Origin of the sequence: Nocardioides sp. (assembly GCF_041600255.1) — a bacterium.
GTDB lineage: Bacteria > Actinomycetota > Actinomycetes > Propionibacteriales > Nocardioidaceae > Nocardioides.
This window is the reverse complement of record NZ_JBFIKK010000038.1, coordinates 1-24720: the sequence shown is the minus strand read 5'-3', so window position 1 is coordinate 24720 and position 24720 is coordinate 1. Positions and strand designations below refer to the sequence as shown.

General features: G+C 71.4%; 24 protein-coding genes. 9 read left to right on the top strand and 15 right to left on the bottom strand.

What is annotated here, in order from left to right; all coding sequences use genetic code 11:
• Positions 1 to 357: HNH endonuclease signature motif containing protein (locus tag ABZE72_RS06820; RefSeq protein ID WP_372728257.1), on the top strand; the 357-nt coding region annotated here is incomplete at its 5' end.
• 118 nt (positions 358 to 475) lie between these two features.
• The gene (locus ABZE72_RS06815; RefSeq protein ID WP_372728256.1) at positions 476 to 643 is read left to right on the top strand and encodes a hypothetical protein; all 168 of its coding nucleotides are present in this window, start codon (positions 476 to 478) and stop codon (positions 641 to 643) included.
• A gap of 120 nt (positions 644 to 763) precedes the next feature.
• Here the strand turns inward: ABZE72_RS06815 and ABZE72_RS06810 are convergent, their stop codons facing one another.
• Positions 764 to 2824, bottom strand: a complete 2061-nt coding sequence (locus ABZE72_RS06810; protein WP_372728255.1) for a glycoside hydrolase family 3 protein — start codon at positions 2822 to 2824, stop codon at positions 764 to 766.
• 175 nt (positions 2825 to 2999) lie between these two features.
• Here ABZE72_RS06810 and ABZE72_RS06805 point away from each other — a divergent pair, with 175 nt between their 5' ends.
• Both ABZE72_RS06805 and ABZE72_RS06800 read left to right on the top strand, forming a co-directional pair.
• A complete protein-coding gene (locus tag ABZE72_RS06805; protein WP_372728254.1) occupies positions 3000 to 4172 on the top strand; it encodes an ROK family protein in 1173 nt (390 codons plus the stop codon).
• A 129-nt stretch (positions 4173 to 4301) separates the two neighbouring features.
• Positions 4302 to 4682 carry a Rieske (2Fe-2S) protein gene (locus ABZE72_RS06800; protein WP_372728253.1) on the top strand — a complete coding sequence of 127 codons (381 nt, stop codon included), beginning with the start codon at positions 4302 to 4304 and terminating at the stop codon, positions 4680 to 4682.
• A gap of 39 nt (positions 4683 to 4721) precedes the next feature.
• On the opposite strand, the gene ABZE72_RS06795 is transcribed toward ABZE72_RS06800, so the two are convergent.
• From ABZE72_RS06795 to ABZE72_RS06785, 3 genes are all read right to left on the bottom strand, one after another.
• Complete coding sequence (locus tag ABZE72_RS06795) at positions 4722 to 4850, bottom strand: hypothetical protein (protein WP_372728252.1); 129 nt, start codon at positions 4848 to 4850, stop codon at positions 4722 to 4724.
• A gap of 57 nt (positions 4851 to 4907) precedes the next feature.
• Positions 4908 to 5213 carry a hypothetical protein gene (locus tag ABZE72_RS06790; RefSeq protein ID WP_372728251.1) on the bottom strand — a complete coding sequence of 102 codons (306 nt, stop codon included), beginning with the start codon at positions 5211 to 5213 and terminating at the stop codon, positions 4908 to 4910.
• Between the two features lie 69 nt (positions 5214 to 5282).
• The gene (locus ABZE72_RS06785) at positions 5283 to 6293 is read right to left on the bottom strand and encodes a LacI family DNA-binding transcriptional regulator (protein WP_372728250.1); all 1011 of its coding nucleotides are present in this window, start codon (positions 6291 to 6293) and stop codon (positions 5283 to 5285) included.
• A 138-nt stretch (positions 6294 to 6431) separates the two neighbouring features.
• Between ABZE72_RS06785 and radA the strand changes: the two genes are divergently transcribed.
• Positions 6432 to 7844 (top strand): DNA repair protein RadA, encoded by a 1413-nt coding sequence (gene radA, locus ABZE72_RS06780; protein WP_372728249.1) that lies wholly within the window; start codon positions 6432 to 6434, stop codon positions 7842 to 7844.
• Between the two features lie 55 nt (positions 7845 to 7899).
• On the top strand, positions 7900 to 8976 hold the full coding sequence (disA, locus tag ABZE72_RS06775) for a DNA integrity scanning diadenylate cyclase DisA (protein ID WP_372728248.1): 1077 nt from the start codon (positions 7900 to 7902) through the stop codon (positions 8974 to 8976).
• Positions 8977 to 8997: 21 nt separating this feature from the next.
• Here disA and ABZE72_RS06770 read toward each other — a convergent pair whose 3' ends face one another.
• Complete coding sequence (locus ABZE72_RS06770; RefSeq protein ID WP_372728247.1) at positions 8998 to 9774, bottom strand: hypothetical protein; 777 nt, start codon at positions 9772 to 9774, stop codon at positions 8998 to 9000.
• A gap of 95 nt (positions 9775 to 9869) precedes the next feature.
• Between ABZE72_RS06770 and ABZE72_RS06765 the strand changes: the two genes are divergently transcribed.
• Positions 9870 to 10736: an A/G-specific adenine glycosylase gene (locus tag ABZE72_RS06765; protein WP_372728246.1), complete on the top strand. Its 867-nt coding sequence runs from the start codon at positions 9870 to 9872 to the stop codon at positions 10734 to 10736.
• Here the strand turns inward: ABZE72_RS06765 and ABZE72_RS06760 are convergent.
• The 10 genes from ABZE72_RS06760 to ABZE72_RS06715 all read right to left on the bottom strand — a co-directional run bounded on the left by ABZE72_RS06760 (position 10702) and on the right by ABZE72_RS06715 (position 22047).
• Entirely contained in the window at positions 10702 to 11763 is a 1062-nt protein-coding gene (locus ABZE72_RS06760; RefSeq protein WP_372728245.1) for a glycosyltransferase family 2 protein, read from the bottom strand. The genes ABZE72_RS06765 and ABZE72_RS06760 overlap by 35 nt on opposite strands.
• Before the next feature lie 11 nt (positions 11764 to 11774).
• Positions 11775 to 14342 carry an ATP-dependent Clp protease ATP-binding subunit gene (locus ABZE72_RS06755; protein ID WP_372728244.1) on the bottom strand — a complete coding sequence of 856 codons (2568 nt, stop codon included), beginning with the start codon at positions 14340 to 14342 and terminating at the stop codon, positions 11775 to 11777.
• 224 nt (positions 14343 to 14566) lie between these two features.
• A complete protein-coding gene (locus ABZE72_RS06750) occupies positions 14567 to 14896 on the bottom strand; it encodes an Lsr2 family protein (protein ID WP_372728243.1) in 330 nt (109 codons plus the stop codon).
• A 162-nt stretch (positions 14897 to 15058) separates the two neighbouring features.
• Positions 15059 to 15832 carry a type III pantothenate kinase gene (locus tag ABZE72_RS06745; protein ID WP_372728242.1) on the bottom strand — a complete coding sequence of 258 codons (774 nt, stop codon included), beginning with the start codon at positions 15830 to 15832 and terminating at the stop codon, positions 15059 to 15061.
• Positions 15833 to 15836: 4 nt separating this feature from the next.
• Positions 15837 to 16772: a carboxylating nicotinate-nucleotide diphosphorylase gene (gene nadC / locus ABZE72_RS06740; protein WP_372728241.1), complete on the bottom strand. Its 936-nt coding sequence runs from the start codon at positions 16770 to 16772 to the stop codon at positions 15837 to 15839.
• Positions 16769 to 18457: an L-aspartate oxidase gene (locus tag ABZE72_RS06735; RefSeq protein ID WP_372728240.1), complete on the bottom strand. Its 1689-nt coding sequence runs from the start codon at positions 18455 to 18457 to the stop codon at positions 16769 to 16771. The genes nadC and ABZE72_RS06735 overlap by 4 nt, the downstream gene beginning before the upstream one ends.
• A gap of 10 nt (positions 18458 to 18467) precedes the next feature.
• Positions 18468 to 18902 (bottom strand): aspartate 1-decarboxylase, encoded by a 435-nt coding sequence (gene panD / locus ABZE72_RS06730; RefSeq protein WP_372728239.1) that lies wholly within the window; start codon positions 18900 to 18902, stop codon positions 18468 to 18470.
• Entirely contained in the window at positions 18902 to 19855 is a 954-nt protein-coding gene (panC, locus tag ABZE72_RS06725) for a pantoate--beta-alanine ligase (protein WP_372728238.1), read from the bottom strand. The genes panD and panC overlap by 1 nt, the downstream gene beginning before the upstream one ends.
• Positions 19852 to 20793, bottom strand: coding sequence for a Rossmann-like and DUF2520 domain-containing protein (locus ABZE72_RS06720; protein WP_372728237.1), 942 nt, complete (start codon positions 20791 to 20793; stop codon positions 19852 to 19854). Before ABZE72_RS06720 ends, panC begins: the two co-directional genes overlap by 4 nt.
• Positions 20794 to 20946: 153 nt before the next feature.
• Complete coding sequence (locus tag ABZE72_RS06715; RefSeq protein WP_372728236.1) at positions 20947 to 22047, bottom strand: hypothetical protein; 1101 nt, start codon at positions 22045 to 22047, stop codon at positions 20947 to 20949.
• 118 nt (positions 22048 to 22165) lie between these two features.
• On the opposite strand from ABZE72_RS06715, the gene ABZE72_RS06710 reads away from it, so the two are divergent.
• Positions 22166 to 23614, top strand: a complete 1449-nt coding sequence (locus tag ABZE72_RS06710) for an SDR family NAD(P)-dependent oxidoreductase (RefSeq protein ID WP_372728235.1) — start codon at positions 22166 to 22168, stop codon at positions 23612 to 23614.
• On the top strand, positions 23611 to 24558 hold the full coding sequence (locus ABZE72_RS06705; protein ID WP_372728234.1) for a sulfotransferase: 948 nt from the start codon (positions 23611 to 23613) through the stop codon (positions 24556 to 24558). The genes ABZE72_RS06710 and ABZE72_RS06705 overlap by 4 nt, the downstream gene beginning before the upstream one ends.
• Positions 24559 to 24720 lie beyond the last annotated feature (162 nt).

Below are 24720 nucleotides of genomic sequence, written 5' to 3'. Positions count from 1 at the left end.
GAAGTCCCCGACCGGATCCGCGAGCAGTCGGTGCTGCTCAACCCGACCTGCGTGTTTCCGTGGTGCACCCGGTCGGCCCGGGGCTGCGACAGCGACCACATCCAGCCCTACGACGCCGGTGGAAGCACCGCCTCCGACAACATCGCCCCGTTGTGCAGGCGTCACCACCGGCTCAAGACCCACGGCGGCTGGCGCTACACCCGACTCGATCCCGGCTCGTTCCTGTGGAACAGCCCGCACGGCTACACCTACCTCCGCGACCCCACCGGCACCACCGACGTCACGGGCGACGTCAGCCGAGATCGGCGACCACCCCCGGACCGTCGACCCGACCTCTCGCCGGACCGACGACCCTGACCGCCCCACACCCCGCCCGAGCTGCATCGGCCGGGGGGGCAGTGGCATGTCCACCGACGGGACAAGCCCAGTCCCACCCCGACGTGAAGCCTGGCGGCGCGCCTGCGAGCATCACGCCATGACCCGACGCCTGCTGCACGCGGCACCTGCCCTGGTCGCCGCGTCAGCGGTGGGCCTCCTGCTGGTCGCCCTCACCGGGTTCGGGACCGGCTGGCCGGAGCTCGCCGTGCTCATCTCGCTCACCGCCGCCACGGCCCTGGTGTTCGCCCGCCGCCGAGACCACTGACTCCTCGCCCTGTCCGGCGCGGCCCGCGAGACGCGGCGGACGAGGTCCGGAAGAGCCGAGGCCGGTCCTCGTCACTCCGAGGACCGGCCGTTCGACTCCCTGATCAGCTCAACGACTGAGTCAGCGACTGAGCCCGAACCCGTAGCGGTAGAGCGGGCGGTAACCGGCATCACCGACGTTGATCGGCTCCTGGGCCATCCGGCGCGGCCACGAGACCGGCAGCTTCCCGGTGAACCGCTCGCGACCGAACAGCACGTCCGCGACCCCGCGGCCTTCACTCCCCGGCAGCCACGAGGCGACCAGCGCATCCATCTGCTTCAGCAGCTTCGGCGGCAGGATCATCGGACGCCCCGAGACCACCAGCACCGTGCAGGTCGCGGCCTGCGCGCAGACCGTGCGTACGGCGCGCCGGTCCGCGGTCGAGAGCTTCATCGCCTGCTCGGGACGCGGACCGGTCTCGCCCGGGTCCCAGGCCCACAGCGGCCCACCCACGTCGCCGAACCCCTCGGTGTAGGGCGTCTCCCCCACGACCACGACCCCGTGCGCGCGAGCCGGGATCGGCGCGGAGGCGTCCTCGCTGAAGGTGACGTTCCGCTTCGCGGCCTTCTCGATCCCCTCGAGGATGGAGTCGCCGGGGATCTCGTGGGTGGAGTTGCCCTGCCAGGTGATCGTCCAGCCGCCGGCCTGGCTCCCGATGCTGTCGGCGTTGCTGCCGGCGACGTACACCTCCCGGGTGTTGCGCTTCAGCGGCAGGGTGCGGTCCTCGTTCTTCAGCAGCACCTGCGACTTGGCCACCGCCTGACGCGCCACCGCGCGGTGGGCGCGACCACCGATCGCATCGATGTGTCGGCGGTCGGTGAAGGGGTGCTCGAACAGGCCGAGCTCGAACTTCGCCATCAGGATCCGCGACACCGCGTCGTCGATCCGGGCCATCCGCACGTCCCCGGACTCGACCAGCCCGGTGAGTGTGGTGATGAACTCGCGCCAACCGACCGTGTCACCGGAGTACGGCTCCATGAACATGTCCACCCCGGCGTTCACCGACGCCTCCACTTGCGCGGCGTAGTCGCCGGGGATCTGGTGGATGGCTCGCCAGTCGGAGACCACGAACCCCTCGAAACCCATCCGCTTCTTCAGCACGCCGGTGACCAGCTCCCGGCTGGCGTGCAGCTTCACCGGGTTGCCCAGGCCGTCCTCGGTCCAGTCGACGCTGGAGAACGACGGCATCACCGAGCCGACCCGGTGCTGGTCGATCGCGGTCGGAAAGGGCGAGAGTGCCAGCTTCCGGAACTCCCGCCGCGACACCTCGGCGATCCCCTGGTCGATCGGGTACTCGCCGGTGCCCACCTTGCTCTCGTCGTACGACGTGAGGCCGTCGCCCGCGAAGTGCTTCGCGGTGGCCAGCACCCGGTCGGCGTTGTCGAGCTGCCCGGGACGACCCTGCAGCCCGTCGATCACGGTCGCCATGCTCTTCACCAGCTCCGGGTCCTCGCCGAAGCTCTCGTAGGTCCGCCCCCAACGGTCGTCGCGCGCCACGCAGACGCATGGCGCGAAGGTCCACTGTGGACCCGAGGCACGGGTCTCGATCGCGGTGATGTGACCGATCCTCTTGAGCAGCCGGGGGTCGCGGGTCGCGCCCAGGCCGATGTTGTGCGGGAAGACGGTGGCGCCCATCAGGTTGCCGTGGCCGTGCACGGAGTCGACCCCGTAGATCAGCGGGATGCCGAGCCGGGTGTCGAGCGCGGCCCGCTGGTACTCGTCGACCATGTCCGCCCACGCCTGGGGCGTGTTCTGCTCCGGGGTCGAGCCACCGCCCGACAGGACACTGCCCAGCCCCCACTCAGTGAGCAGGGACGGGTCGGCGTCGATGTCGAGCCGCTCGGCCTGAGTCATCTGGCCGACCTTCTCCTCCAGCGTCATTCGCTCGAGCAGGTCCGCCACGCGGCGAGCGGTCGGCAACGAGGCGTCACGGTAGGCCGGCGTGCCGGTGACCGCCGACGCAGGCGACGAGGGCGCCGCCGAGGTCTGGGCAGCCGAGGTCTGGGCCACCGAGGTCTGGGCCGGCAGCAGCGAGCCGGCCAGCACGGTGGCGACGGCCGCTCCTGAGACGGCCCACCGGCGCCGGCCGGAGCGCGGGCCGGACTGCAGGGCGGGAGGACGGGGAGGGACGAGCGGGGACATGGGACTCCTTGCCGAATCAAGAAGCCCGGGCCGCCGGGGACACCGGTCGGCGCGGGAGCACGGTCGGTGCTGCCCGCCAACCTAGGAGCACCATTTTCGTGGGGTCAATGCACAAAGAGCGCCCTGCACGCCCTCTTTTGTTCGTTTTCCGATCGAATCTCGCTAAGGTCGCGCGATGACTGTCCCCGGCGCCCTGGAGCGCCTGCGCGCCGGCAACAGCCGCGCCCTCCTCACCCTGCTGGCCACCGCGGGGCCGATGAGCCGCGCCGACCTGGCGCGCGGGACCGGGCTCTCCCGGGCCACCGTGTCCAACCTGGTCTCCACCCTCATCGGCACCGGCCAGATCGCCGAGACCGAGGGGCGCGGCACACCGCACAAGGGTGGCAGCGGCCGACCACCGGTGCTGCTCACCCTCAGCGTCCCCCGGGGCGGGGTCGCCGGCGTGGACATCGGGCACGAGCACATCCGGGTGGCCGTCGCCGATCGGGCCGGAACGATCCTCGTCGAGAACGTGACCCTCGTGGACGTCGACGCCCACGGCGCCCAGGCACTGGACCAGGCCGCCAGCATGGTGCTCGCCGCCCTGCGCACCGCCGAGGTCGCCCGCGCCGACCTCCAGGCCGTCGGCATGTGCGTGCCCGCGCCCCTGGACCGTCGCTCTGCCCGGGTCAACACCGGCATCCTGCGCGGCTGGCGGAACCTGTCCCCCGGTGAGGAGCTCGAGCGCCGGCTCGGCGTACCGGTCTTCGTCGACAACGACGCCAACCTGGGCGCCCTCGCCGAGCTGAGCCACGGGGCCGCCCGCGGCATCGACGACTTCGTCCACGTCAAGCTCGCCAGCGGCCTGGGCGCCGGCATCGTCCTCGGCGGCCGACTGCACCGCGGCAGCACCGGCATCGCCGGCGAGATCGGCCACGTCCAGGTCGGCGAGGACGGCGAGGTCTGCCGGTGCGGCAACCGGGGATGCCTCGAGACCCTCGTCGCCGCACCCCGCCTGATCGCACTGCTGCAGCCGGCGTACGACGACGAGCTGTCGACCGAGCGGATCCGCGCCCTCGACGAGACCGGGGACGCCGGAGTACGACGGGTGCTCACCGACGCCGGCCGCACCACCGGGAGAGCACTGGCCGACCTCTGCAACAGCCTCAACCCGCAGGCCGTCGTGGTCGGTGGACCGCTGGGCACCTCGGCCTCCCTGGTGGCCGGCCTCCGCGACTCGATCGATCGCTACGCCCAACCCGACACCGCCGCAGCGGTCTCGGTGGAGTCCGGAGAGCTCGGCGACCGCGCCGAGATCATCGGCAGCGTCGCGCTGGCCATCGCGCGCGTCTCGGCCCGGCGGGGGTGACGACGTGATCGACCACGCACAGCGCCTGGCCGCCTGCCTGCCCGACCGGTAGGCGACCGTCGTTCCCCCCGCGAGAGGGCCGACCACTGGTAGAACGGAAGCCCAGCCCCACCGACGAGGAGAAAAGCCATGCCGGGTCGAGTCAGAGTCGGAAGCGTGGCGGACCTCGCCGACGGAGAGCTGCACACCGTGGACGCGGACGGCACCGCGATCGTCGTCGGGCAGGCCGGCGCGTCCCTGTGCGCAGCCCGCAACCGCTGCCCGCACCTCGGCCTCTCGCTGACCAGGGGACCGGGCGGGCTGAGGTACGACGACGGCACCCTCGTCTGCCCCTGGCACAACTCCCGCTTCGACCTGGCCACCGGCGAGAACCTCGACTGGGCGCCCGGGTTCGCCGGGCGCGACATGCCCCGCTGGTCACGCAAGCTGATCGCGCTCGGCCGCAAGCCCAGTGGGCTGACGACGTACGACGTCGAGGTCGAGGGCGACGACGTCTACGTCAGGATCTGAGCGGCCCGTTCCGACCGGGCGGGACGGGCCCCCCGGGAGTCACTTCCGCTTGGCCGCCTTGTCGGAGAAGGTCTCCTCGGACCCCTTGTCGCGCTTCTCGGCGCGCTTCTCCTTGATGGACTTAGCGGGCTTCTTGGACATGCTCTGCCGCGGCGACTTGTCGCTCATGGGGGATCCCTCGGATGGGGAGCCTGGACGGCTCCGTCCTCGGACAGTACGCCCTTCTCAGGCTTGCTGCTCGCGCCGCTCGTGCAGCCGCTGCTCCGCCTCGGCCCGAAACGCCAGGCACGGGGCGTCGGAGTCGGGGTGCTTCTCGACCAGGTGGAAGATCCACCGGTCCATCGCGGCCATGAATCCGTTGTCCTCGCCGGGGCGGTAGGCCGACCACTTCAGGTGGCCCTTGGCCCGGCACTCGGTGCAGCTGATCTTGTAGACGAACTGCTCGTCGTCGTCCAGGTCGATCCGGAGCTTCGCCAGCGGGCCGGCCTGGGCAGCCGCCCTCTTCTCACGAGCAGTACGACTCGCTGTCATGGGGCCACCTCGGGGTCTCGGCAAGGAGTGGAGCCTACCGCTGCGCGCGCGGACGGCCCGGCCGTCGGGTCAGCTGGTGCCGCGCACGGCCAGCGACGGCGTCAGCAGCACGCCGGGCCCGACGGTCGGCGGGTGACCGAGCAGCCCCTCGAGGGCCTTGACCACCTGGATCGCCACTTCCTCCAGCGGCAACCGCACCGAGGTCAGCCCGGGGGGGACCACCTGGGCGACCTGGGAGTCGTCGAAGCCGACCACGGAGATGTCCTGGCCCGGCCGCAGCCCACGGTCGGCGAGCGTGTGCAGCACCCCCATCGCCAGGGTGTCGGAGGCGCAGACGAACGCCGAGGGCTGCGCCTCGTCGAGGAGTACGGCGCTCGCCTCGCGCCCGCTGGCCACGGTGTCCTCGACCCGCGACGCCAGCCCGGTCGTGGACAACCCGCGCGCCTTCAACGCACGGCTCCAGCCGGAGCGTCGGTCCTCACCGATCCGGGAGTCCTTGCGCCAGCCGATCCACGCCACCCGCTGGTGGCCCTTGTCGAGCAGGTGGTCGGTGGCGAGCTCCGAGCCCGTCGCTCCGTCGACGTCGACCCACGGGTGCGGGGAGTCCGGGCTCTCCCACGGCCGGCCGAAGGCCACGAACGGCGCCCGGCGCTGCTCCAGCCAGGCCGCCTGCGGGTTGCCGAGGTAGGTGTCGGTGATGACGAACGCGTCGACGGCGGTCGAGCGGAGCAGGTCGTCGTACCCCGCGAGCGGGTCCTCGTGGTCACCGGTGAAGAGCAGCACGTGGTAGCCGGCCTCGCGGGAGCTCTCCACCAGCGAGTGCACGAACCGGTCCATCAGGGCGTTCGCCGTGCCCTCCTGGGCCGGGTTGATCCGCAGCCCGATCAGGTGCGAGGCCCGGGTGCGCAGGTTGCGGGCGGCCCGGTTGGGCGAGTAGCCCAGCGCGTCGATCGCCTCCTGCACCCGGCTCAGGGTGTCGGCCCGGAGCAGGTCGGGGTTGTTGACCGCGTTCGAGACCGTCTGCCGGGAGACGCCGGCCAGCTCGGCCACGTCGGCCAACGTGGGAGGTGCGGTCGGCACACGCGCCGGAATCCTCGACATGCTGCGTCCCCCGGGTCGGTCGAAGTCGTGCTGGTCTGGATCGTTCCAAACCCAGCATAACGACGGCTCGGCCCGGCGCGCGAGCACCTGTCGGTGGCGTCGCCTAACGTCTGGTCCATGTCGAAGAGCCCCCGCCCCGCGTTCCGCTGCACCGAGTGTGGTTGGGAGACCGGCAAGTGGGTCGGCCGCTGCGGCGAGTGCCAGGCCTGGGGGTCGGTCGCCGAGGCGGCCGCGCCGTCGGGCCGCTCCAGCGCCGGGCCGGTGACCCGGGCCGCCGTCCCGATCGGTCAGGTCTCGGTGGAGGACTCCTCCTTCCGCACCAGCGGCGTCCCCGAGCTCGACCGGGTGCTCGGCGGGGGCCTGGTGCCCGGCGCCGCGATCCTGCTGGCGGGCGAGCCCGGGGTCGGCAAGAGCACGCTGCTGCTCGAGGTCGCCGCCCAGACCGCGCGCACCCGCCATCGCACCCTCTACGTCACCGGCGAGGAGTCGGCATCCCAGGTGCGGCTGCGGGCGGACCGCACCGGCGGCGTGCACGACGAGCTCTACCTGGCCGCCGAGACCGACCTCGGCGCCGTGCTCACCCACATCGAGCAGGTCCGTCCGACGCTGCTGGTCGTCGACTCCATCCAGACCATCGGCGCCTCCGGGGTCGACGGCGTCCCCGGCGGGGTCACCCAGGTCAAGGAGGTGGCCGCGGCGCTGATCCGGGTGGCGAAGACCCGCAACATCACCACGATCCTGGTCGGCCACGTCACCAAGGACGGCAGCATCGCCGGCCCGCGCGTCCTCGAGCACGTCGTCGACGTGGTGCTGCACTTCGAGGGCGACCGGAACTCCCGCTTCCGGATGGTCCGGGCGATGAAGAACCGCTTCGGCCCGATCGACGAGGTCGGCTGCTTCGACCTCTCCGGCGAGGGCATCACCGCCGTCACCGACCCCACCGGCCTCTTCGTGGAGAACCACCACGTCCAGGTGCCGGGCACCTGCGTGGCCGTGACCATGGAGGGCCGCCGACCGTTGCTGGCCGAGGTCCAGGCGCTGGTCACCCCCTCCGCGGCCGAGCGGCCCCGTCGTACGACGTCGGGGCTGGACGGCTCTCGCGTCGCGATGGTGCTCGCGGTCCTCCAGCAGCACTGCGGGATCCGGCTGCACTCCCACGACGTCTTCACCTCCACCGTCGGCGGCGCCCGCCTGTCCGAGCCCGCCTCCGACCTGGCCGTCGCAGTGGCGATCGCCTCGGCCACCAGTGATCGACCGGCTCCGCGCGGCGCGGTCGCCATGGGCGAGATCGGCCTGGCCGGCGAGCTGCGTCGCGTCCGCGACCTGCCCCAGCGGATCGCCGAGGCCGCGCGGCTGGGCTTCAGCGTCGCCGTCGTTCCCCAGGAGGCGAGCGGTCCGGGGCCGCTCACCCCGGTCACCCCCCGCACCATCGACGGCATGGAGGTGATCGCCGTCCCGGACATCGCCTCGGCGCTGCGGATCCTGCAGCTCACGAACCAGGATCGTCGGGGTGTGCGTCCCCTAGACTGACCGCGCAGCCGACGGCTGGCGCAGGCAACCTTGGAGGAGCACGGCAGTGGTGGGCATGGAACGCTCGGAAGACACGCTGCGCCTGCGCGCGACCCTCGCCTCGATCGCCCCGGGCACCCCGCTGCGCGACGGCCTCGAGCGCATCCTCCGCGGCCGGACCGGCGCGCTGATCGTGCTCGGCTACGACAAGACCGTGGAGTCGATCTCCACCGGCGGATTCACCCTCGACGTGCCGTTCACCGCCACCGGGCTGCGCGAGCTCGCCAAGATGGACGGCGGCATCATCATCGACAAGGACGTCACCCGGATCCACCGGGCCGCGGTCCACCTGATGCCCGACCACACCATCCCCTCCGACGAGACCGGCACCCGGCACCGGACGGCCGACCGGGTCGCCAAGCAGACCGGCTTCCCGGTCATCTCGGTCTCCCAGTCGATGCAGATCATCGCCGCGTACGTCGGCGAGACCCGGCACGTCCTCGAGGACGTCGGCCAGATCCTCTCCCGCGCCAACCAGGCCCTGGCCACCCTGGAGCGGTACAAGATGCGCCTCGACGAGGTCGCCAGCACCCTCTCCGCTCTCGAGATCGAGGACCTCGTCACCGTCCGTGACGTCGCCGTCGTGGCCCAGCGCCTGGAGATGGTGACCCGGATCGCCCGCGAGATCGAGGACTACGTCCTCGAGCTGGGCACCGACGGCCGCCTGCTCTCGCTCCAGCTCGAGGAGCTGATCACGGGTGTGGATGCCGAGCGCGAGCTGGTCATCCGCGACTACCTGCCCGCCGGGAAGCGAGCCAAGACCCCCGAGGCCCTGCTCGACCGGTTGGAGTCGCTCTCCGCCATCGAGCTGGTCGACCCCGCCGCCGCGGCTCGCGCCCTGGGCCTGGGCACCGGCGAGCACCTGGACGGCGCCGTCGCGCCGCGCGGCTACCGACTTCTCGCCAAGGTGCCGCGGCTGCCCACCGCCGTCGTCGACCGGCTCGTCGAGCACTTCGGCACCCTGCAGAAGCTGCTCTCGGCCGGGATCGACGACCTGCAGGCCGTCGAGGGAGTCGGCGAGCTCCGCGCCCGCAGCGTGCGCGAGGGGCTCTCCCGCCTGGCGGAGTCGACGATCCTCGAGCGCTACGTCTGAGGTGCGCCTGCTGGCGAGTGGTCAGCGTTGCTGCGTGACCGGGCGACCGCCGTTGCGGTTCTTCTTCCTGTTCCTGTCCTTGGCCTTGTCGTTCTTCTTCGGCTCCGGCGAGCGGGTGATCACCGGGCCCGAGGGCTGCTCCAGCTCGAACTGGACGTCGCCGGGCTCGCCGGCCAGGGCCGCGGCGTTCACGTGGTAGTACCCGGGCATCGCCCAGTCGGTCAGCTTGGAGCACTCCTGGTCGGACCGCTTGGCGTTCCAGATCAGCTCCACGGACGTGGCCTGCGCGCTGCGGACGACGACCCGCGCGCGCGGCACGGCCCGCTTGCAGTGCCGTGAGGACCAGATCTCGTCCTTGCCCGAAGTGATGTTCACCTGCAGCGAGTAGGGCGAGACCTGCCAGTAGCAGGCGGGCGAGGTCAGCGTGCGCAACTGCAGCACCACCCGGACGTCACGACCGGCGACGGACTCGGGCACCTCCGGGGTGACCGCGATGTCCTCGCCGCGGCACGTGCCGGACGGGGTGGCCAGCACCGGCTCCGGTTTGCGCTTCTTCTTGCCGGCCTTCTTCTTGGCCTTCTTGTTCTTCTGGGCCTTCGTGCCCCTCTGGGGGTTCGCCGGCGCCGACGACTGCTCGGCCGAGACCTGAGCTGCCTGGTCGGGCTTGGACGAGGCGTCACTGCCCGCGCCGAGGAGTTTGGCGACACCCACCACGAGCAGCAGCGCCACCCCGAGCACGAGGATGCGCCGGACCCAGTACACGCGGGCAGGAAGGCGTCCGCGAGTCAGGGAAGTCATGGCGGCCACGCTAACCAGCCGACCGTCCCCGATCACGTTGCCACACCGCCGGGGTGCCGATCGGCCTGCCCGTCGTGGCCCGGAGAATGGTCCCGATGAGCGACCTGCACACCCCGATCCTCGAGTGGTACGACGCCCACGCGCGCGAGCTGCCGTGGCGTGAGCCGGGCGCGTCCGCCTGGTCGGTGATGGTCTCGGAGTTCATGCTGCAGCAGACCCCGGTGTCCCGGGTGCTGCCGGTGCACGCACAGTGGCTGGAGCGCTGGCCCCGTCCCGCGGACCTGGCGGCCGAGCCCTCCGGCGAGGCGGTCCGAGCGTGGGGCCGGCTCGGCTACCCGCGACGGGCGCTGCGGCTGCACGCCGCCGCCACCGCGATCGTGGCCGAGCACGACGGCCAGGTGCCCGCGTCGTACGACGACCTGGTGGCACTGCCCGGCATCGGCGACTACACCGCGGCCGCCATCGCCACCTTCGCCCACGGCCAGCGCCACGTCGTGCTGGACACCAACGTCCGCCGGGTGCTCGCCCGAGCCGTCTCGGGGGTGGAGTTCCCCAGCACGGCGGTCACCAAGGCCGAGCGCGAGCTCGCCACCGAGCTGCTGCCCCTCGACGTGCCGACCGCGGCCACCTGGTCGGTCGCGGTGATGGAGCTCGGCGCACTGGTCTGCGTGGCTGCCCGACCCCGCTGCGAGGCCTGCCCGGTCGCCGACCTGTGTGCCTGGCGCGCCGCCGGCCACCCGGCGTACGACGGACCACCGCGGAAGGTGCAGGCCTGGGCCGGCACCGACCGGCAGTGCCGCGGCCGACTGCTCGCGATGCTCCGGGACGCCGAGGGGTCGGTCACCGAGCAGGCGTTGGTGTCCGCCTGGCACGACGAGGTCCAGCGCGCCCGCTGCCTGGCCAGCCTGGTGGCGGACGGGCTGCTGGTCAGGACCGACGCAGGAACCCTCGCGCTGCCCTGACCGGCTCGCCGGTGGCGGCTGCCAGCGCCTTGCGGGCCTCGGCCGCCGGGTGACCATGGTGGAACACCCGCTTGGGCTGGCCGCGCAGTCCTTCGACCACGCGGTCGATCCGGTCCCGGTCGGCGTCGGAGAGCTGCTGCGGCACGTGGGTGCCCGCCGACGGGTCGATCTCCTCGACCAGGCCGAGGTCGCTGAGCGTCTGCAGGTCGTCCTCGGTGGTCCGCTCGAAGATCTTCATCAGGTACGGCGCGGCCTCCTCCTCGGTGAGCCCCTTGGCGATCAGGGCCCGGACCGCGATCGCGGTCGGCTCGCGCACCGGGCGCAGGTTGACGGTCGGGCCGGCGGCCAGGATCGAGGTCCACTTGCGCACGAAGTCCTCACCCGAGAAGGACTCGTAGTGCAGCAGGCGCAGCTTCTTCTTGTTCCGCAGCGGCTCGATCGCCTGCTCGGCGGAGTCGACCGCCTCGTGCAGGGTGAGCCAGACGTCGAGGTCGGGGCGGACACCCGACTTGCCGTCGACGTGCCCGTGGAAGTGCGCCCCGTTGCTGGGCTTGTCGATCACGCCGAGGGTGTGCAGCAAGACGAGGTCCTCCGAGGGCAGCAGCCGCTTGAAGAACGTCGGCTCGGAGTCCCAATGCTTCTGGCTGACCGCCTCCAGCGGGGCGAGCCGTACGGCGCGCGTCTCGGCCGGGGCGGCGTCGAGCAGAGCACGGTCGAGCTGGACGATCTCGTCGGCGTCGATGTGGAAGACCCAGTGGTCGCCCTCGAGCGTGCTCAGCACCGCCTTGGCGAGGTTGGCGTTGATCCGCTGGCGGGCGTTCAGGTTCTCCGGACGGTCCTCGCCCCACCACGCCTTGTCGGTGCGGATGCAGGTGACGTGGGGGTGTTCGTCCAGGAAGCCCCGGACCTCGCGGTCCGGGGCGTCCAGGAAGACGAACAGGTGGTCGACACCGCCCGCGAGGTTGCCCGCGACGAACCGGCGGATGTTGGGCAGCGTGTCCTTGACCGTGCTCGCGGTGAAGATCATCCCGGTGTGGGTCAGTCGGTCTCGGTCGACTTCTCGACGTCAACCGGGCCCGGCTCGTCACCCTCGCCGCTCGCTGCCTCGACGCTGGCCGTCTCCAGCGGCGGCAGGTCCGGCAGCTCGGCCATCTTCTGACCCTTGAACGTGAACGTCGCGTTCGGACCCTCGCCCTCGACGTCGATCAGCACGATCTGACCGGCACCCAGCTCACCGAAGAGCATCTTCTCGGCGAGCGTGTCCTCGATCTCGCGCTGGATCGTGCGCCGCAGCGGCCGCGCGCCCAGCACCGGGTCGAAGCCGCGGGTCGAGAGCAGCGACTTGGCGGCGTGGGTGAGCTCCAGGGACATGTCGCGGTCCTTGAGGCGCAGCTCCACCCCGGCGATCATGTTGTCCACCATCGACATGATCTGCTCCTGCGACAGCGGCGGGAACACGATGATCTCGTCGACACGGTTGAGGAACTCGGGGCGGAAGTGCTGCTTGAGCTCCTCCGACACCTTGCCCTTCATCCGCTCGTAGGAGCCCTCGTCGCCGCCCTGCTGGAAGCCGAGGTTGACGCCCTTGGAGATGTCGCGGGTGCCGAGGTTGGTGGTCATGATGATGACGGTGTTCTTGAAGTCGACCACTCGGCCCTGCGAGTCGGTCAGGCGACCTTCCTCGAGGATCTGCAGCAGGCTGTTGAAGATGTCCGGGTGGGCCTTCTCGACCTCGTCGAAGAGGACCACGGAGAACGGCTTACGGCGCACCTTCTCGGTGAGCTGGCCGCCCTCCTCGTACCCGACGTAGCCGGGAGGCGACCCGAAGAGCCGCGAGACGGTGTGCTTCTCGCCGAACTCGCTCATGTCGAGCTGGATGAGCGCGTCCTCGTCACCGAAGAGGAACTCGGCCAGCGTCTTGGAGAGCCAGGTCTTACCGACACCGGACGGGCCGGCGAAGATGAACGAGCCACCGGGGCGCTTGGGGTCCTTCATCCCGGCCCGGGTACGACGGATGGCGCGGGAGAGGGCCTTGACGGCCTCTTCCTGACCGATGACGCGCTTGTGCAGCTCGTCCTCCATCGTGAGCAGCCGGGTCGACTCCTCCTCGGAGAGCTTCACGATCGGGATGCCGGTGGCGACCGCCAGCACCTCGGCGATCAGCTCCTCGTCGACCTCGGCGACCTCGTCCATGTCGCCGGCGCGCCACTGCTTCTCGCGCTCGGCCTTCTTGGCGATGAGCTGCTTCTCCTCGTCGCGCAGGCGGGCCGCCGCCTCGAAGTCCTGACCGTCGATCGCGGCCTCCTTGCGCTGGCGCACGTCGCCGATCTTGTCGTCGTACTCGCGCAGGTCCGCGGGGGCCGTCATCCGGCGGATCCGCAGCCGCGAGCCGGCCTCGTCGATCAGGTCGATCGCCTTGTCCGGCAGGAAGCGGTCGGAGATGTAGCGGTCCGCGAGCGTCGCGGCCGAGACCAGGGCCTCGTCGGTGATCGTGACGCGGTGGTGGGCCTCGTAGCGGTCGCGCAGCCCCTTGAGCATCTCGATGGTGTGCGCGATGGACGGCTCGTTGACCTGGATCGGCTGGAAGCGGCGCTCGAGGGCGGCGTCCTTCTCCAGGTACTTGCGGTACTCGTCGAGGGTGGTCGCTCCGATGGTCTGGAGGTCGCCGCGGGCCAGCATCGGCTTGAGGATGCTGGCGGCGTCGATCGCGCCCTCGGCGGCGCCGGCCCCGACGAGCGTGTGGATCTCGTCGATGAACAGCACGATGTCGCCGCGGGTGCGGATCTCCTTGAGCACCTTCTTCAGGCGCTCCTCGAAGTCACCGCGGTAGCGCGAGCCGGCCACGAGCGCACCGAGGTCGAGGGTGTAGATCTGCTTGTCCTTGAGCGTCTCGGGCACGTTGCCCTTGACGATGTCCTGGGCCAGGCCCTCGACGATCGTCGTCTTGCCAACGCCGGGCTCCCCGATCAGGACCGGGTTGTTCTTCGTACGACGCGAGAGGATCTGCATGACCCGCTCGATCTCCTGCTCACGGCCGATCACCGGGTCGAGCTTGCCCTCACGGGCGTCCTGGGTGAGGTTGCGACCGAACTGGTCGAGCACCAGCGAGGACGACGGCGCGTCGCCCGAGCCGGACTGGGCCGCGGCGGTGGTCGAGGACTCCTTGCCCTGGAAGCCGGAGAGCAGCTGGATGACCTGCTGGCGGACCCGGTTGAGGTCGGCGCCCAGCTTCTGCAGCACCTGGGCGGCGACGCCCTCGCCCTCGCGGATCAGGCCGAGCAGGATGTGCTCGGTGCCGATGTAGGAGTGACCGAGCTGCAGCGCCTCGCGCAGGGAGAGCTCGAGCACCTTCTTGGCGCGCGGGGTGAACGGGATGTGCCCGCTGGGCGCCTGCTGGCCCTGGCCGATGATCTCCTCGACCTGGGCGCGGACGGCTTCGAGGGAGATGTCGAGGCTCTCGAGCGCCTTCGCCGCGACACCCTCGCCCTCGTGGATCAGCCCGAGCAGGATGTGCTCGGTGCCGATGTAGTTGTGGGAGAGCATGCGGGCCTCTTCCTGGGCCAGCACGACAACTCGTCGGGCTCGGTCTGTGAACCGCTCGAACATGCGCATCGCTCCTGAGACTTCGGGGGTCCCTCCCCCACCTGGCCGGCGGGAGGGTACGTATGGACTAACCCCACCGACAGCCTACGCGTTCCCTCAGCAGACCCCACGAGTATCCGCTGACAGCGAACAGCACCGGCCCGGACGCGACTCGACCCCCCGTCCACGCCTGCGTGAGCAGGGACGGACGAGGGGTCGGGGGCACCACGCGGACGCGGTGCCGCAGGTCAGTTGGCGGCCTCGAAGGCGGCCCGCACCTCGGCGGAGACGCGACCCCGTTCCGGGACGTCGAAGCCGTTGGAGCGCGCCCAGTCCCGGATCTCCTTCGCGGAGGCACCGCCGGCGGAGGCGCTCGAGCTGCGTCGCGCCTTGGACCTGGCCGAGGCCACCTTGCGGGCGTGCCCGACATATCCGGACAATGCGTCGCGCAATTTCGCGGCATTCTTGTCGTTCAGGTCGATTTCGTACGACGTTCCGTCGAGACCGAAAGACACCGTCTCGGTGGCCTCGGACCCGTCGAGATCGTCGACCAGGACGATGTGTACCTTCTGTGCCATTAGCGCTACCTCATTCATGTGGAATATCGGGGCAATCAAGATCATGGCACACGGACAATTGCAGCCCCGCGGGCCTTGAGGAATTCTTGAGGATTGCGAGGCGCAATTACCCGCGCCTCGACGGCGCCAAACCTGGTCGCGTCACGAATGTGGAGCGGTCGCTCAGGAGTTGCGGCGGAAAACGAGCTCGAGTCCGCGCAGCGTGAGCCAGGGCGAATGGTCGGTGATGACCCGACACTCCCCCAGGACGAGGTCGGCCAGGTAGCCGGTGGCGATCACCCGGACCTCGCCCGCGTCGGCGCCGAGCTCGGCGATCATCCGCGTGACGACTCCCTCGACCTGGCTGGCCACGCCGAAAAGCATTCCGGACTGGAGCGCCTCGACGGTGTTCTTGGCAATCACCGAGCGTGGCCGCATCAATTCCACGGTGCGCAGCTGGGCGCCACGGCGGCCCAGCGCCTCCAGCGAGATCTCGATGCCCGGGGTGATCGCTCCCCCGACGTACTGGCCGGCGGCACTGACGACGTCGAAGGTCGTGGCGGTTCCCCCGAAATCGACCACGATGGCAGGTCCGCCGAATTCCGAGGCGGCGGCGAGCGCATTGACGATCCGGTCGGCGCCGACCTCGCGAGGATTGTCCATCAGCACCGGAATACCGGTCCTGACTCCGGGCTCGACCACCACGTGCGGTACCTCGGCGAAGTGCCGGTCCATCATCTGCCGCCATTCGTGCAGCACCGACGGGACCGTGGAGCAGACCGCCACCCCGCTCACGCAGTCGATGTCCGCGCCGAGCAGGCCCCGCAGCACGACCAGCCACTCGTCGGAGGTGCGCCGGGCGTCGGTGGCGATCCGCCAGTGCGCCCGCACCTCGGAGTCCTCGAGGATCCCCAGGACGGTGTGGCTGTTGCCGATGTCGACGGCGAGCAGGGCCATCAGGTCACACCCCGTCCCGCAGGTCGTCCTGGAGGTCGTCCTGGAGGTCCATGCCGATGTCGAAGACCTTCACCGAGTGGGTCAGCGCCCCCACCGAGAGGAAGTCGACGCCGGTCTCGGCGACCTCGCGGGCGCGCTCGAAGGTGAGCCCGCCGGAGGCCTCCAGGCTCGCCCGGCCGTCGGTGATCCGCACCGCCTCGGCCATGGTCGCGGTGTCCATGTTGTCGAGCAGGATCCGGTCGCAGCCGGCCTCGAGCAGCGCCCGGAGCTGGTCGAGGTCGGTGACCTCCACCTCCACCGGGAGGTCGGGGTGGGCCGCCCGGACCGCCCGGTAGGCCGGGACGACACCGCCGGCGGCCACCACGTGGTTGTCCTTCACCATGGCCATGTCGCAGAGGCTGAAGCGGTGGTTCACCCCGCCCCCGCAGCGCACCGCGTACTTCTGCAGCGCCCGGTACGTCGGCAACGTCTTGCGGGTGTCCAGCACCCGGGCGCGGGTGCCTGCCAGGGCCTCGACCCAGCCCGCGGTCGCGGTGGCGATCCCGGACAGGTGCGAGGCGAAGTTCAGCGCGGTCCGCTCGGCGGTGAGCAGTCCACGGGTGGGGCCCGCGACCCGGAGCACCACGTCGCCGGCCTCGACCCGACTGCCGTCGGGGAGCCGGTCGGAGATCTGCAGGTCCTCGCCCATCACGTGGTGGAACACCATCGCGGCCACCCCGAGCCCGGCCACGACACCGGTCTCCCGGGACGCGAAGTCGGCGGTGCCCCGCGCCTGCGCGGAGATGGTGGCGGCACTGGTGACGTCGTCGCCCCCGTCGGGCAGGTCCTCCTCCAGCGCAGCCACGATCGCGTCGTACACCGCGCGAGGGTCGAGGCCGGCGTCGGACAGCTCGGCGAGCAGGTCGTCGGGCAGGGCGTCGTACGGCGTCCGGGTGATCATCGTGCTCCTGCGTCGGTGGGGGCCGTGGGCGCGAACTCGAGCGTCGTCGCGCCGTCGTGCATGACCACGTCGAAGTGACCGGACCAGCGCTCGTCGTCGCGCTCGGCGAAGTCGTCGCGCCAGTGGGAGCCGCGGGTCTCCTGGCGCAGGGCGGCGGCGTCGGTCAGAGCGGCCGAGATCGTCAGCAGGTTGGTGGTCTCCCAGGACTCCTGGTTGACGTCGTCGGTGCGCACCCCGGCGAGCTTGTCGAGCAGCGCCCCGGCATCGGCCAGACCGTCGGCGTTGCGCAGCACGCCCACGTGGGAGGTCATCACCTCCTGCAGCTCACGGCGTACGGAGTCGCAGACGAGCCCCTCGGTGCGACCGTCGACGGCCGGTGTCGACCAGGCCCGCAGCTCGCCGGGCAGGACCTGCGCGATCCGGCGCGAGAAGACCAGTCCCTCGAGCAGCGAGTTGGAGGCCAACCGGTTGGCCCCGTGCACGCCCGAGCAGGCGACCTCGCCGGTGGCGTAGAGGCCCGGTACGTCGCAGCGCCCCCACAGGTCGGTGCGGACCCCGCCGGAGGCGTAGTGGCAGGCGGGCGAGACCGGGATCAGGTCCGTGACCGGGTCGACGCCGTGCGAGCGGGCCGTCGCCAGGATGGTCGGGAAGCGACGCTCCCAGAACTCGGCGCCCAGGTGCCGGGCATCCAGCCACATGTGCGGCCGGTCGGTCTCGTGCATCCGGCGGGTGATCGCCTTGGCGACGACGTCGCGCGGCGCCAGGTCCGCCAGCTCGTGGACGCCCTGCATGATCCGGTTGCCGTCGAAGTCGACGAGGAAGGCGCCCTCGCCCCGGACGGCCTCGGAGATCAGCGGCTGCTGGCCGCGGGAGTCCGGGCCGAGGTACATCACGGTCGGGTGGAACTGCACGAACTCCAGGTCGCGCAGGGTGGCGCCGGCCCGCAGCGCCAGCGCCATGCCGTCGCCGGTGGCGACGGCGGGGTTCGTGGTCTGCGAGAAGACCTGGCCCAGCCCGCCGCTGGCGAGGACCACCGCCCGGCAGTGCACGGCACCGACGCCGTCGCGTTGGCCCTCGCCCATCACGTGCAGGGTGACGCCGGCGATCCCGCCGCCCTCGGCCAGCGGGCCGTCGAGCAGCAGGTCGACGGCCAGCGCGTGCTGGACGACCTCGATCTCGGGCGCCTGCTCGATCGCGGCGATCAGGGCCCGCTGGATCTCCGCACCGGTGGCGTCGCCGCCGGCGTGCGCGATCCGGTCGCGGTGGTGGCCGCCCTCGCGGGTCAGCGAGAGCACACCCTCGGGGCTGTGGTCGAACCTGGTGCCGAGGGCGATCAGCTCGCGGACCGCCTCCGGCCCTTCGGTGACCAGGGCCCGGACCGCGTCGAGGTCACAGGCACCGGCGCCGGCGACCAACGTGTCGAGCTCGTGCTCCTCGGGGGTGTCCCCGGGGCCGAGGGCGGCGGCGATCCCGCCCTGCGCCCACTGGGTCGAGCCGGCCGCGAGCACGTCCTTGGTGACGACCAGGATCGTGTCGACCTGGCCGCGAAGCCGCAGGGCCGCGGTCAGACCCGCGATCCCGGAGCCGATCACGACCACGTCGGCCGTGGTGGTCCACCCGGGTGCGGGCGCGGTCAGGCGGCCGGGCACCCGTCGTACCGGGGCATCAACCGCGCTGTCCGCCATGCTCCGCAGGCTAGCGTCCGCCGCCGAGGGCGGACCTCGTGGCGTCCCCGCGGACGAGGTTCTCGTCGCCGAACGTCTCGGCCGGGTCGAAGCCGGTCGCCATGATCTTGTTGTCGGCGTCCACGAAGACCACGTGCGGCTTGAGCTCCTTCGCCTCGGCGGTCTCCATCTGGCCGTAGCCGATCAGGATGACCACGTCGCCCGGGTGCACCAGGCGCGCCGCGGCGCCGTTGATCCCGAGCACCCCGGAGCCGCGCTCGCCGGCGATCGTGTAGGTCTCGATCCGGGCGCCGTTGGTCACGTCGACGATGTGGACCAGCTCGCCGGCCAGCAGGTCGGCGGCGTCGAGGAGGTCCTCGTCGACGGTCACCGACCCGACGTAGTGGAGATCCGCCTGGGTCACGGTGGCCCGGTGGATCTTGCTCTTCATCATGGTGCGCAGCATCAGCTGTCTCCGTCCCGGTCGGGGGTGGTCGGGTTCTGGGGGTCGGCTTCTCGGTCGGGTGGGGCGGGCGTCCGGGCCTCGGGAGGCGTGCCGAACACGATGGGCAGGTTGTCGATCAGACGGGTCTGGCCGAGCCAGGCCGCGATCAGGATCCGGCCTTCGGTGCCCTCCGGCACCGGGTCGGGCAGCGGCTTCAGGTCGGGGTCGGTGATCTCCAGGTAGTCCAGGTCGACACCGTTGGTCCCGCGCTGGATCGCTCGCGCGGCGTCGAGCGCCACGTCCACGCCGTACGTCGCGCCCTCCTGGGCGGCACGCAGGGTCAGGTTGAGCGAGGCGGCCTCCCGGCGCTGCTCCTCGTCGAGGTACCGGTTGCGGCTCGACATCGCCAGGCCGTCGTCCTCACGACAGGTCTCGGCGCCGACGATCTCGACGGCCATGTTCAGGTCGAGCGCCATCCGCCGGATCAGGGCGAGCTGCTGGTAGTCCTTCTGGCCGAAGACGGCGACGTCGGGGCGGACCAGGCCGAAGAGCTTGGCCACCACCGTGAGCACACCGGCGAAGTGACCGGGCCGGGTCCGGCCCTCGAGCACGGTGGCGAGCTCGCCGGGGGCCACGGTCACCTCGGGCTCGCCACCGGGGTAGACGTCCTCGACACCCGGGGCGAAGACCACGTCGACGCCCTCGCGGGCGCAGAGCTCGAGGTCCTCGGGCAGGGTGCGCGGGTAGCGGTCGAGGTCTTCGCCCTCGCCGAACTGCAGGGGGTTGACGAAGACCGAGACCACGACGACGCCATCGGTGGCACGCTCCCGGGCGATCCGGACCAGGCTGGCGTGGCCCTCGTGCAGCGCGCCCATGGTCGGCACGAACGCGACGGTCCTGCCCTGCGACCGGGCCTCGGACAGGGCTGAGGAGAGCTCCTCGCGCGTCCGGGCGAGGAGGGGCACGGTGGTCACGACAGCGGCGCCCCGTCGGCCCGGGCGTCGTCGAGCTGGGCGCCGTCGAGTCGGGCGTCGTCGAGTCGGGCGGAGTCGAGCAGGGCACTGATGTGTCCGGCCCGGATCGGCAGGATGCGGCCGTCGGTCAGCGCACGGTCCAGCGTCGCCCGCGCCATGGCGACGTACGACGCCAGCGTCTGCGGGGCGTTGGCCGTGATGTCGGCGAGGTGGGCGCGGACCGTGTTCACGTCGCCGCGCACGATCGGGCCGGTCAGCGCGGCGTCGCCCTGGTCGAGGGCGTTGTCGAGGGCCGCGGTCAGCAGCGGGCGCAGCGTGGCGGCGGGGTCCACCGCTCCGGCGGCGGTCAGGATCTCCATCGCCTCCGTCACCAGGGTGACCAGGTGGTTGGCGCCGTGCGCCAGACCGGCGTGGTAGAGCGTGCGCATCTCCTCGGGCACCCACATCGGGCGTCCGCCGAGGTCGGCGACGAGCTGCTCGGCGACGGCCCGCTCGGCCGGGCCGGCGGTCAGCCCGAAGACGCAGCCGGAGAGCCGGGACAGGTCGACCTCGGTGCCGGTGAAGGTCATCGCCGGGTGCAGGGCGATCGGGCGGGCGCCCACGGCGGCGGCGTCGTCGAGCACGCCGAGGCCGTGGCGCCCCGAGGTGTGCACGACGTACTGGCCGGGGTGCAGGGCGCCGCTGGCGCTGAGCATCGCGACGACGTTGGGCAGCATGTCGTCGGGGACGGTGAGCAGGAGCAGGTCGCAGGAGCGCGCCACGGCGGACGGCTTCTCGTGGGCGACTCCGGGGAGCAGAGCAGCGAGCCGGCGCTTGGAGGCGTCGGACTCGCCCGCGGCGGCGACGACCTCGTGGCCGGCCGCGCGAAGGGCTGCAGCGAGGACGGCGCCGACGCGGCCCGCCCCCACGACGCCGATGCGCACAGGGCTGATCTTCATGGTCGAACCTTTCGTTCCAGTCCCTCCGACCACCCTCAGGTGAGGGCCGGTGTGGGTACCGGACTAATCGATTGCGCCATCGAGGCTACGCGACCCGACCACAGCGGGGGAACCGGATGTGACGTGACGTACGCGACGCTGCGAGCAGCGGGTTCAGTCGCCGTCCTCGTCGCCCGCGCTGTCGCCGCTCTCGTCGCCCTGTGCCAACGCGACCCGGATCACCGCTGCCACCGCGGCGGCAGCCACGTCACCGCTGACGCCGGGCGCATCGGCCGGGCCGGCCGCGACCGGTACGTCGTCGGGCAGGCGCATCGACTCGGGGTCGCCGACGATCCGGACCCCGGAGGTCTGGATCTGCTCGACCCGGCGCTCGCTCAGCTCCCGCAACTGGTCCAGGGCCCACGCCGGGAACGGTGGGCTCTTCGGTCCGGCCGGGGCCGGACGGGAGGCCATGTCCTTGAGCACGCCCTGCTTGACGAAGCGGCGCCGCTCGGGACGGCTCCAGCCGTGCTCGGCGACGGACTCATTGACGCAGCGGACCAGCTCGGTCTCGGCCCAGCTGAGACCGCGGTTGGAGCGGGTCGGGTGCGACTTGAGGGTGTCCTGCGGCAGGCCCAGCAGGTCCTCGAAGGTGTGCGGCAGCAGGACGCGGTCGGACTCGTCGCTGACGATCAGGGTGAACCGCTCGGGGCCGACCACCTTGACCCAGCGGTTCACCAGCCTGGCGACGTCGTGCGAGAACCAGACGTTGTGCCGGTCCCAGTTCTTCTCCGGGTTGTCGCGGTCCATCACCACCCGCAGCCAGTCCTCGAAGCTACGGCGGTCCCCGGCCTTGACCCGCTCCTGCCACTGCGAGGGCAGGTACCGGTCCAGTCGCCGCGCCACGGCCACCACGTGCACCCGCTCGGGCTCGAAGGCGGTGACGATCTCCTCGGCCTGGGCCTTGGTGGCCCTGCCGAAGTCCTCGTTGCTGATGCATACCCGCTGCTCGCCGGCCTCGGCGACCTGCTGGACCAGCTCGTCCCAGCGCTCCCGCGGCGGCCGGGTCGATCCGGCCGGGGACCCCTTGAGACCCAGCGCCCAGCCGGCCTTGTCCGGCCGGTGCCGGCGACCGGTCGCGTAGTGGACCCCGTGCGCCGCCAGGTCGGTGCGCGCCTCCTGGAGGGCGACCTGGATCGCCGTACTGCCGGTCTTGTGCGGGCCGATGTGGACCAGACGGGCCCCGGGCGGCAGCAGCAAGGGCTGGACGGTCATCTCAGTGGGCTCACTTGCACTCGGGGGTCAGGTCGGGGCGTCAGCCTACCCAATTCCCCCGGGTCGACCCCTGCGTGCGCCGCGGAGCCCGGTCGCCGCATCTGAGACAATGCGCGCCATGTCTTCCAACCCCCTGCGTACGAGGAATGTCGCCGTCCTGCTGGCCGGCGGCGTGGGTGCCCGGATCGGCCTCGCCATCCCCAAGCAGCTGATCAAGGTGGCCGGCAAGACCCTGCTCGAGCACTCCCTGATCGCGCTGCACCACCACCCGATGGTGGACGAGGTGATGATCATGATGGCGCCGGGGCACCTGGACGCGGTCTCGGCCATCGTCAAGGGCGGCGACTACGGCAAGGTGACCGCGATCCTCGAGGGTGGGGAGACCCGCAACGAGACCACGCTGAAGGCGCTCGACGCCCTCGGGCCGGACGAGTGCCACGTGCTCTTCCACGACGCCGTGCGTCCCCTGGTGTCGGCCCGGATCATCGAGGAGTGCTTCGCCGCCCTCGAGCACTACCCGGCCGTCGACGTCGCGATCCCGTCCGCGGACACGATCATCGAGGTCCGCGAGGACAACACGATCGCCGAGATCCCGCCGCGCGCCGCCCTGCGTCGCGGGCAGACCCCGCAGGCGTTCCGCTCCTCGGTGATCAAGGCGGCCTACGTCAAGGCCGGCCAGGACCCCGACTTCGTGGCCACCGACGACTGCACCGTCGTGCTGCGCTACTCGCCCGAGGAGCCGATCGTCGTGGTGCACGGCGACGAGCGGAACATGAAGGTCACCGAGCCGATCGACGTCTACCTCGCCGACAAGCTCTTCCAGCTGACCAGCAACGACCTGCCCACCCCCGGCACCCCGGAGGAGTACCGCGAGGCGCTGGCCGGGAAGACCGTGGTGGTCTTCGGCGGCAGCTACGGCATCGGGGCCGACATCGCCGAGCTCGCCCGCGAGCACGGCGCCGAGGTGTTCACGTTCAGCCGGTCCGGCACGAACACCCACGTCGAGCGGCGCAGCGACATCTCCGACGCCGCCCGCACGGTGATGGAGAAGACCGGCCGCGTCGACTTCGTGGTGAACACCGCCGGGGTGCTGCCGCGCGGCGAGCTGATCGACACCAGCGAGGAGACGATCTACAACGCCACCGAGGTCAACTACCTGGCGCCGGTCTTCATCGCCCAGGTGTTCTTCCCGCTGCTGAAGGAGACCGGTGGCTCGCTGCTGCTGTTCACCTCGAGCTCCTACACCCGGGGCCGCAGCGGCTACAGCCTGTACTCGTCGGCCAAGGCGGCGACGGTCAACCTGACCCAGGCACTGGCCGACGAGTGGGCCGGCGACCGGGTCCGGGTCAACTGCATCAACCCCGAACGGACCGGCACCCCGATGCGGACCAAGGCGTTCGGGCAGGAGCCTCCGGGCAGCCTGCTCGAGTCCGAGGTGGTCGCGCGAACCTCCATCGACGTCCTGCTCTCGCCGCAGACCGGGCACATCTACGACGTCCGCAAGGACGACCCGCTGGCCGGGCTCGACGAGGGTGCGAGCGCCGGTAACGCCGGGAACGGCGCATGAGCGAGAGCACCGGGTCGGTCGACGACGCCGCCGGCGAGGACGTGCCGCTGGTGAAGAAGCGGCGTGCCCGTCGGCAGGCCGAGCTGCGCAGCAAGGCCCGTCGGCTGCGGATCAACTTCTCCATCGTCGGCGTGCAGAAGGCCGCCACCAGCACCCTCTACGGGATGCTCGTGGAGCACCCCGAGGTGGCCGGCGGGCAGGAGAAGGAGCTCCGCTTCTTCATGCGCGAGAAGCTGAACTGGACCACGCCGAAGTACGCGCACTACGCCCGGGCCACCGACGACCCGCAGGTCAGCCTGGCCGGCGACGCCACCCCGGCGTACTTCTTCTGGCCGCGGGCCCTGGAGCGGATGCGGGCCTACAACCCGGACATGCGGCTGATCGTCAGCCTGCGCGACCCGATCGAGAGGGCCTTCTCGCAGTGGTCGATGGAGCGCGCCTGGAACGAGGAGTTCCCGGACCTGTACGACGCGATCGACCGCTTCGCCGCGCCCACCATCCCCGAGGCGGTGCCGGAGGACCGACCGGCCAGCGCCCTGCGCAAGGAGTCGCTGTTCACCCGGGGTCTCTACGGCCAGCAGCTGCGCCGCGGCCTGCTGCACTTCCCGCGCGAGCAGTGGCTGGTCCTGGACTTCCGCGACGTCTTCGCCCGCCACGAGGAGACCCTCGACCGGGTGACCGACTTCCTCGGCGTCGAACGCTTCGCCGAGCACCCGCCGGTTCTGCACCGCAACCAGACCCCGAACGACCACGTCGGGCGCGGGGCGACGGTCGAGCAGCTCGCGCACCTGGTGGAGATCTACGCCCCTGACCTGCGCGAGCTGACCGAGCTCTCCGGGCTGGACGTCAGCAGTTGGGCGACCAGCCGGGTCGCGAACGGCGAGACCAGCGTCGAGGAGCTCACGGACAAGCTCAACGGCAAGCTCGGCCTGCAGACGCCCTGAGGGTCCGGAGGTCTGGCGACGCCTAGCGCGAGGGACGGACGCGGGAGGCGAGCCGCTTCCCGACCACCGTGAGCAGGTCGCGCGCGCCCACCTCGCCGACCGGACGGTCGGCGATCGCGGCCGGAGTGCTCGCGGCCCGGGCCTCGCGCTCGGCCATCTTCT

Coding starts and splice junctions, on each gene's coding strand:
- ABZE72_RS06720 (WP_372728237.1), bottom strand. CDS start 20,793: ATGAAGATCAGCCCTGTGCGCATCGGCGTCGTGGGGGCGGGCCGCGTC.
- ABZE72_RS06755 (WP_372728244.1), bottom strand. CDS start 14,342: ATGTTCGAGCGGTTCACAGACCGAGCCCGACGAGTTGTCGTGCTGGCC.
- ABZE72_RS06765 (WP_372728246.1), top strand. CDS start 9,870: ATGAGCGACCTGCACACCCCGATCCTCGAGTGGTACGACGCCCACGCG.
- ABZE72_RS06715 (WP_372728236.1), bottom strand. CDS start 22,047: ATGACCGTCCAGCCCTTGCTGCTGCCGCCCGGGGCCCGTCTGGTCCAC.
- ABZE72_RS06705 (WP_372728234.1), top strand. CDS start 23,611: ATGAGCGAGAGCACCGGGTCGGTCGACGACGCCGCCGGCGAGGACGTG.
- radA (WP_372728249.1), top strand. CDS start 6,432: ATGTCGAAGAGCCCCCGCCCCGCGTTCCGCTGCACCGAGTGTGGTTGG.
- panD (WP_372728239.1), bottom strand. CDS start 18,902: ATGCTGCGCACCATGATGAAGAGCAAGATCCACCGGGCCACCGTGACC.
- ABZE72_RS06800 (WP_372728253.1), top strand. CDS start 4,302: ATGCCGGGTCGAGTCAGAGTCGGAAGCGTGGCGGACCTCGCCGACGGA.
- nadC (WP_372728241.1), bottom strand. CDS start 16,772: ATGATCACCCGGACGCCGTACGACGCCCTGCCCGACGACCTGCTCGCC.
- ABZE72_RS06745 (WP_372728242.1), bottom strand. CDS start 15,832: ATGGCCCTGCTCGCCGTCGACATCGGCAACAGCCACACCGTCCTGGGG.
- disA (WP_372728248.1), top strand. CDS start 7,900: ATGGAACGCTCGGAAGACACGCTGCGCCTGCGCGCGACCCTCGCCTCG.
- ABZE72_RS06710 (WP_372728235.1), top strand. CDS start 22,166: ATGTCTTCCAACCCCCTGCGTACGAGGAATGTCGCCGTCCTGCTGGCC.
- ABZE72_RS06795 (WP_372728252.1), bottom strand. CDS start 4,850: ATGAGCGACAAGTCGCCGCGGCAGAGCATGTCCAAGAAGCCCGCTAAG.
- ABZE72_RS06810 (WP_372728255.1), bottom strand. CDS start 2,824: ATGTCCCCGCTCGTCCCTCCCCGTCCTCCCGCCCTGCAGTCCGGCCCG.
- ABZE72_RS06735 (WP_372728240.1), bottom strand. CDS start 18,457: ATGGCGGACAGCGCGGTTGATGCCCCGGTACGACGGGTGCCCGGCCGC.
- ABZE72_RS06760 (WP_372728245.1), bottom strand. CDS start 11,763: ATGATCTTCACCGCGAGCACGGTCAAGGACACGCTGCCCAACATCCGC.
- ABZE72_RS06770 (WP_372728247.1), bottom strand. CDS start 9,774: ATGACTTCCCTGACTCGCGGACGCCTTCCTGCCCGCGTGTACTGGGTC.
- ABZE72_RS06790 (WP_372728251.1), bottom strand. CDS start 5,213: ATGACAGCGAGTCGTACTGCTCGTGAGAAGAGGGCGGCTGCCCAGGCC.
- ABZE72_RS06805 (WP_372728254.1), top strand. CDS start 3,000: ATGACTGTCCCCGGCGCCCTGGAGCGCCTGCGCGCCGGCAACAGCCGC.
- ABZE72_RS06815 (WP_372728256.1), top strand. CDS start 476: ATGACCCGACGCCTGCTGCACGCGGCACCTGCCCTGGTCGCCGCGTCA.
- ABZE72_RS06750 (WP_372728243.1), bottom strand. CDS start 14,896: ATGGCACAGAAGGTACACATCGTCCTGGTCGACGATCTCGACGGGTCC.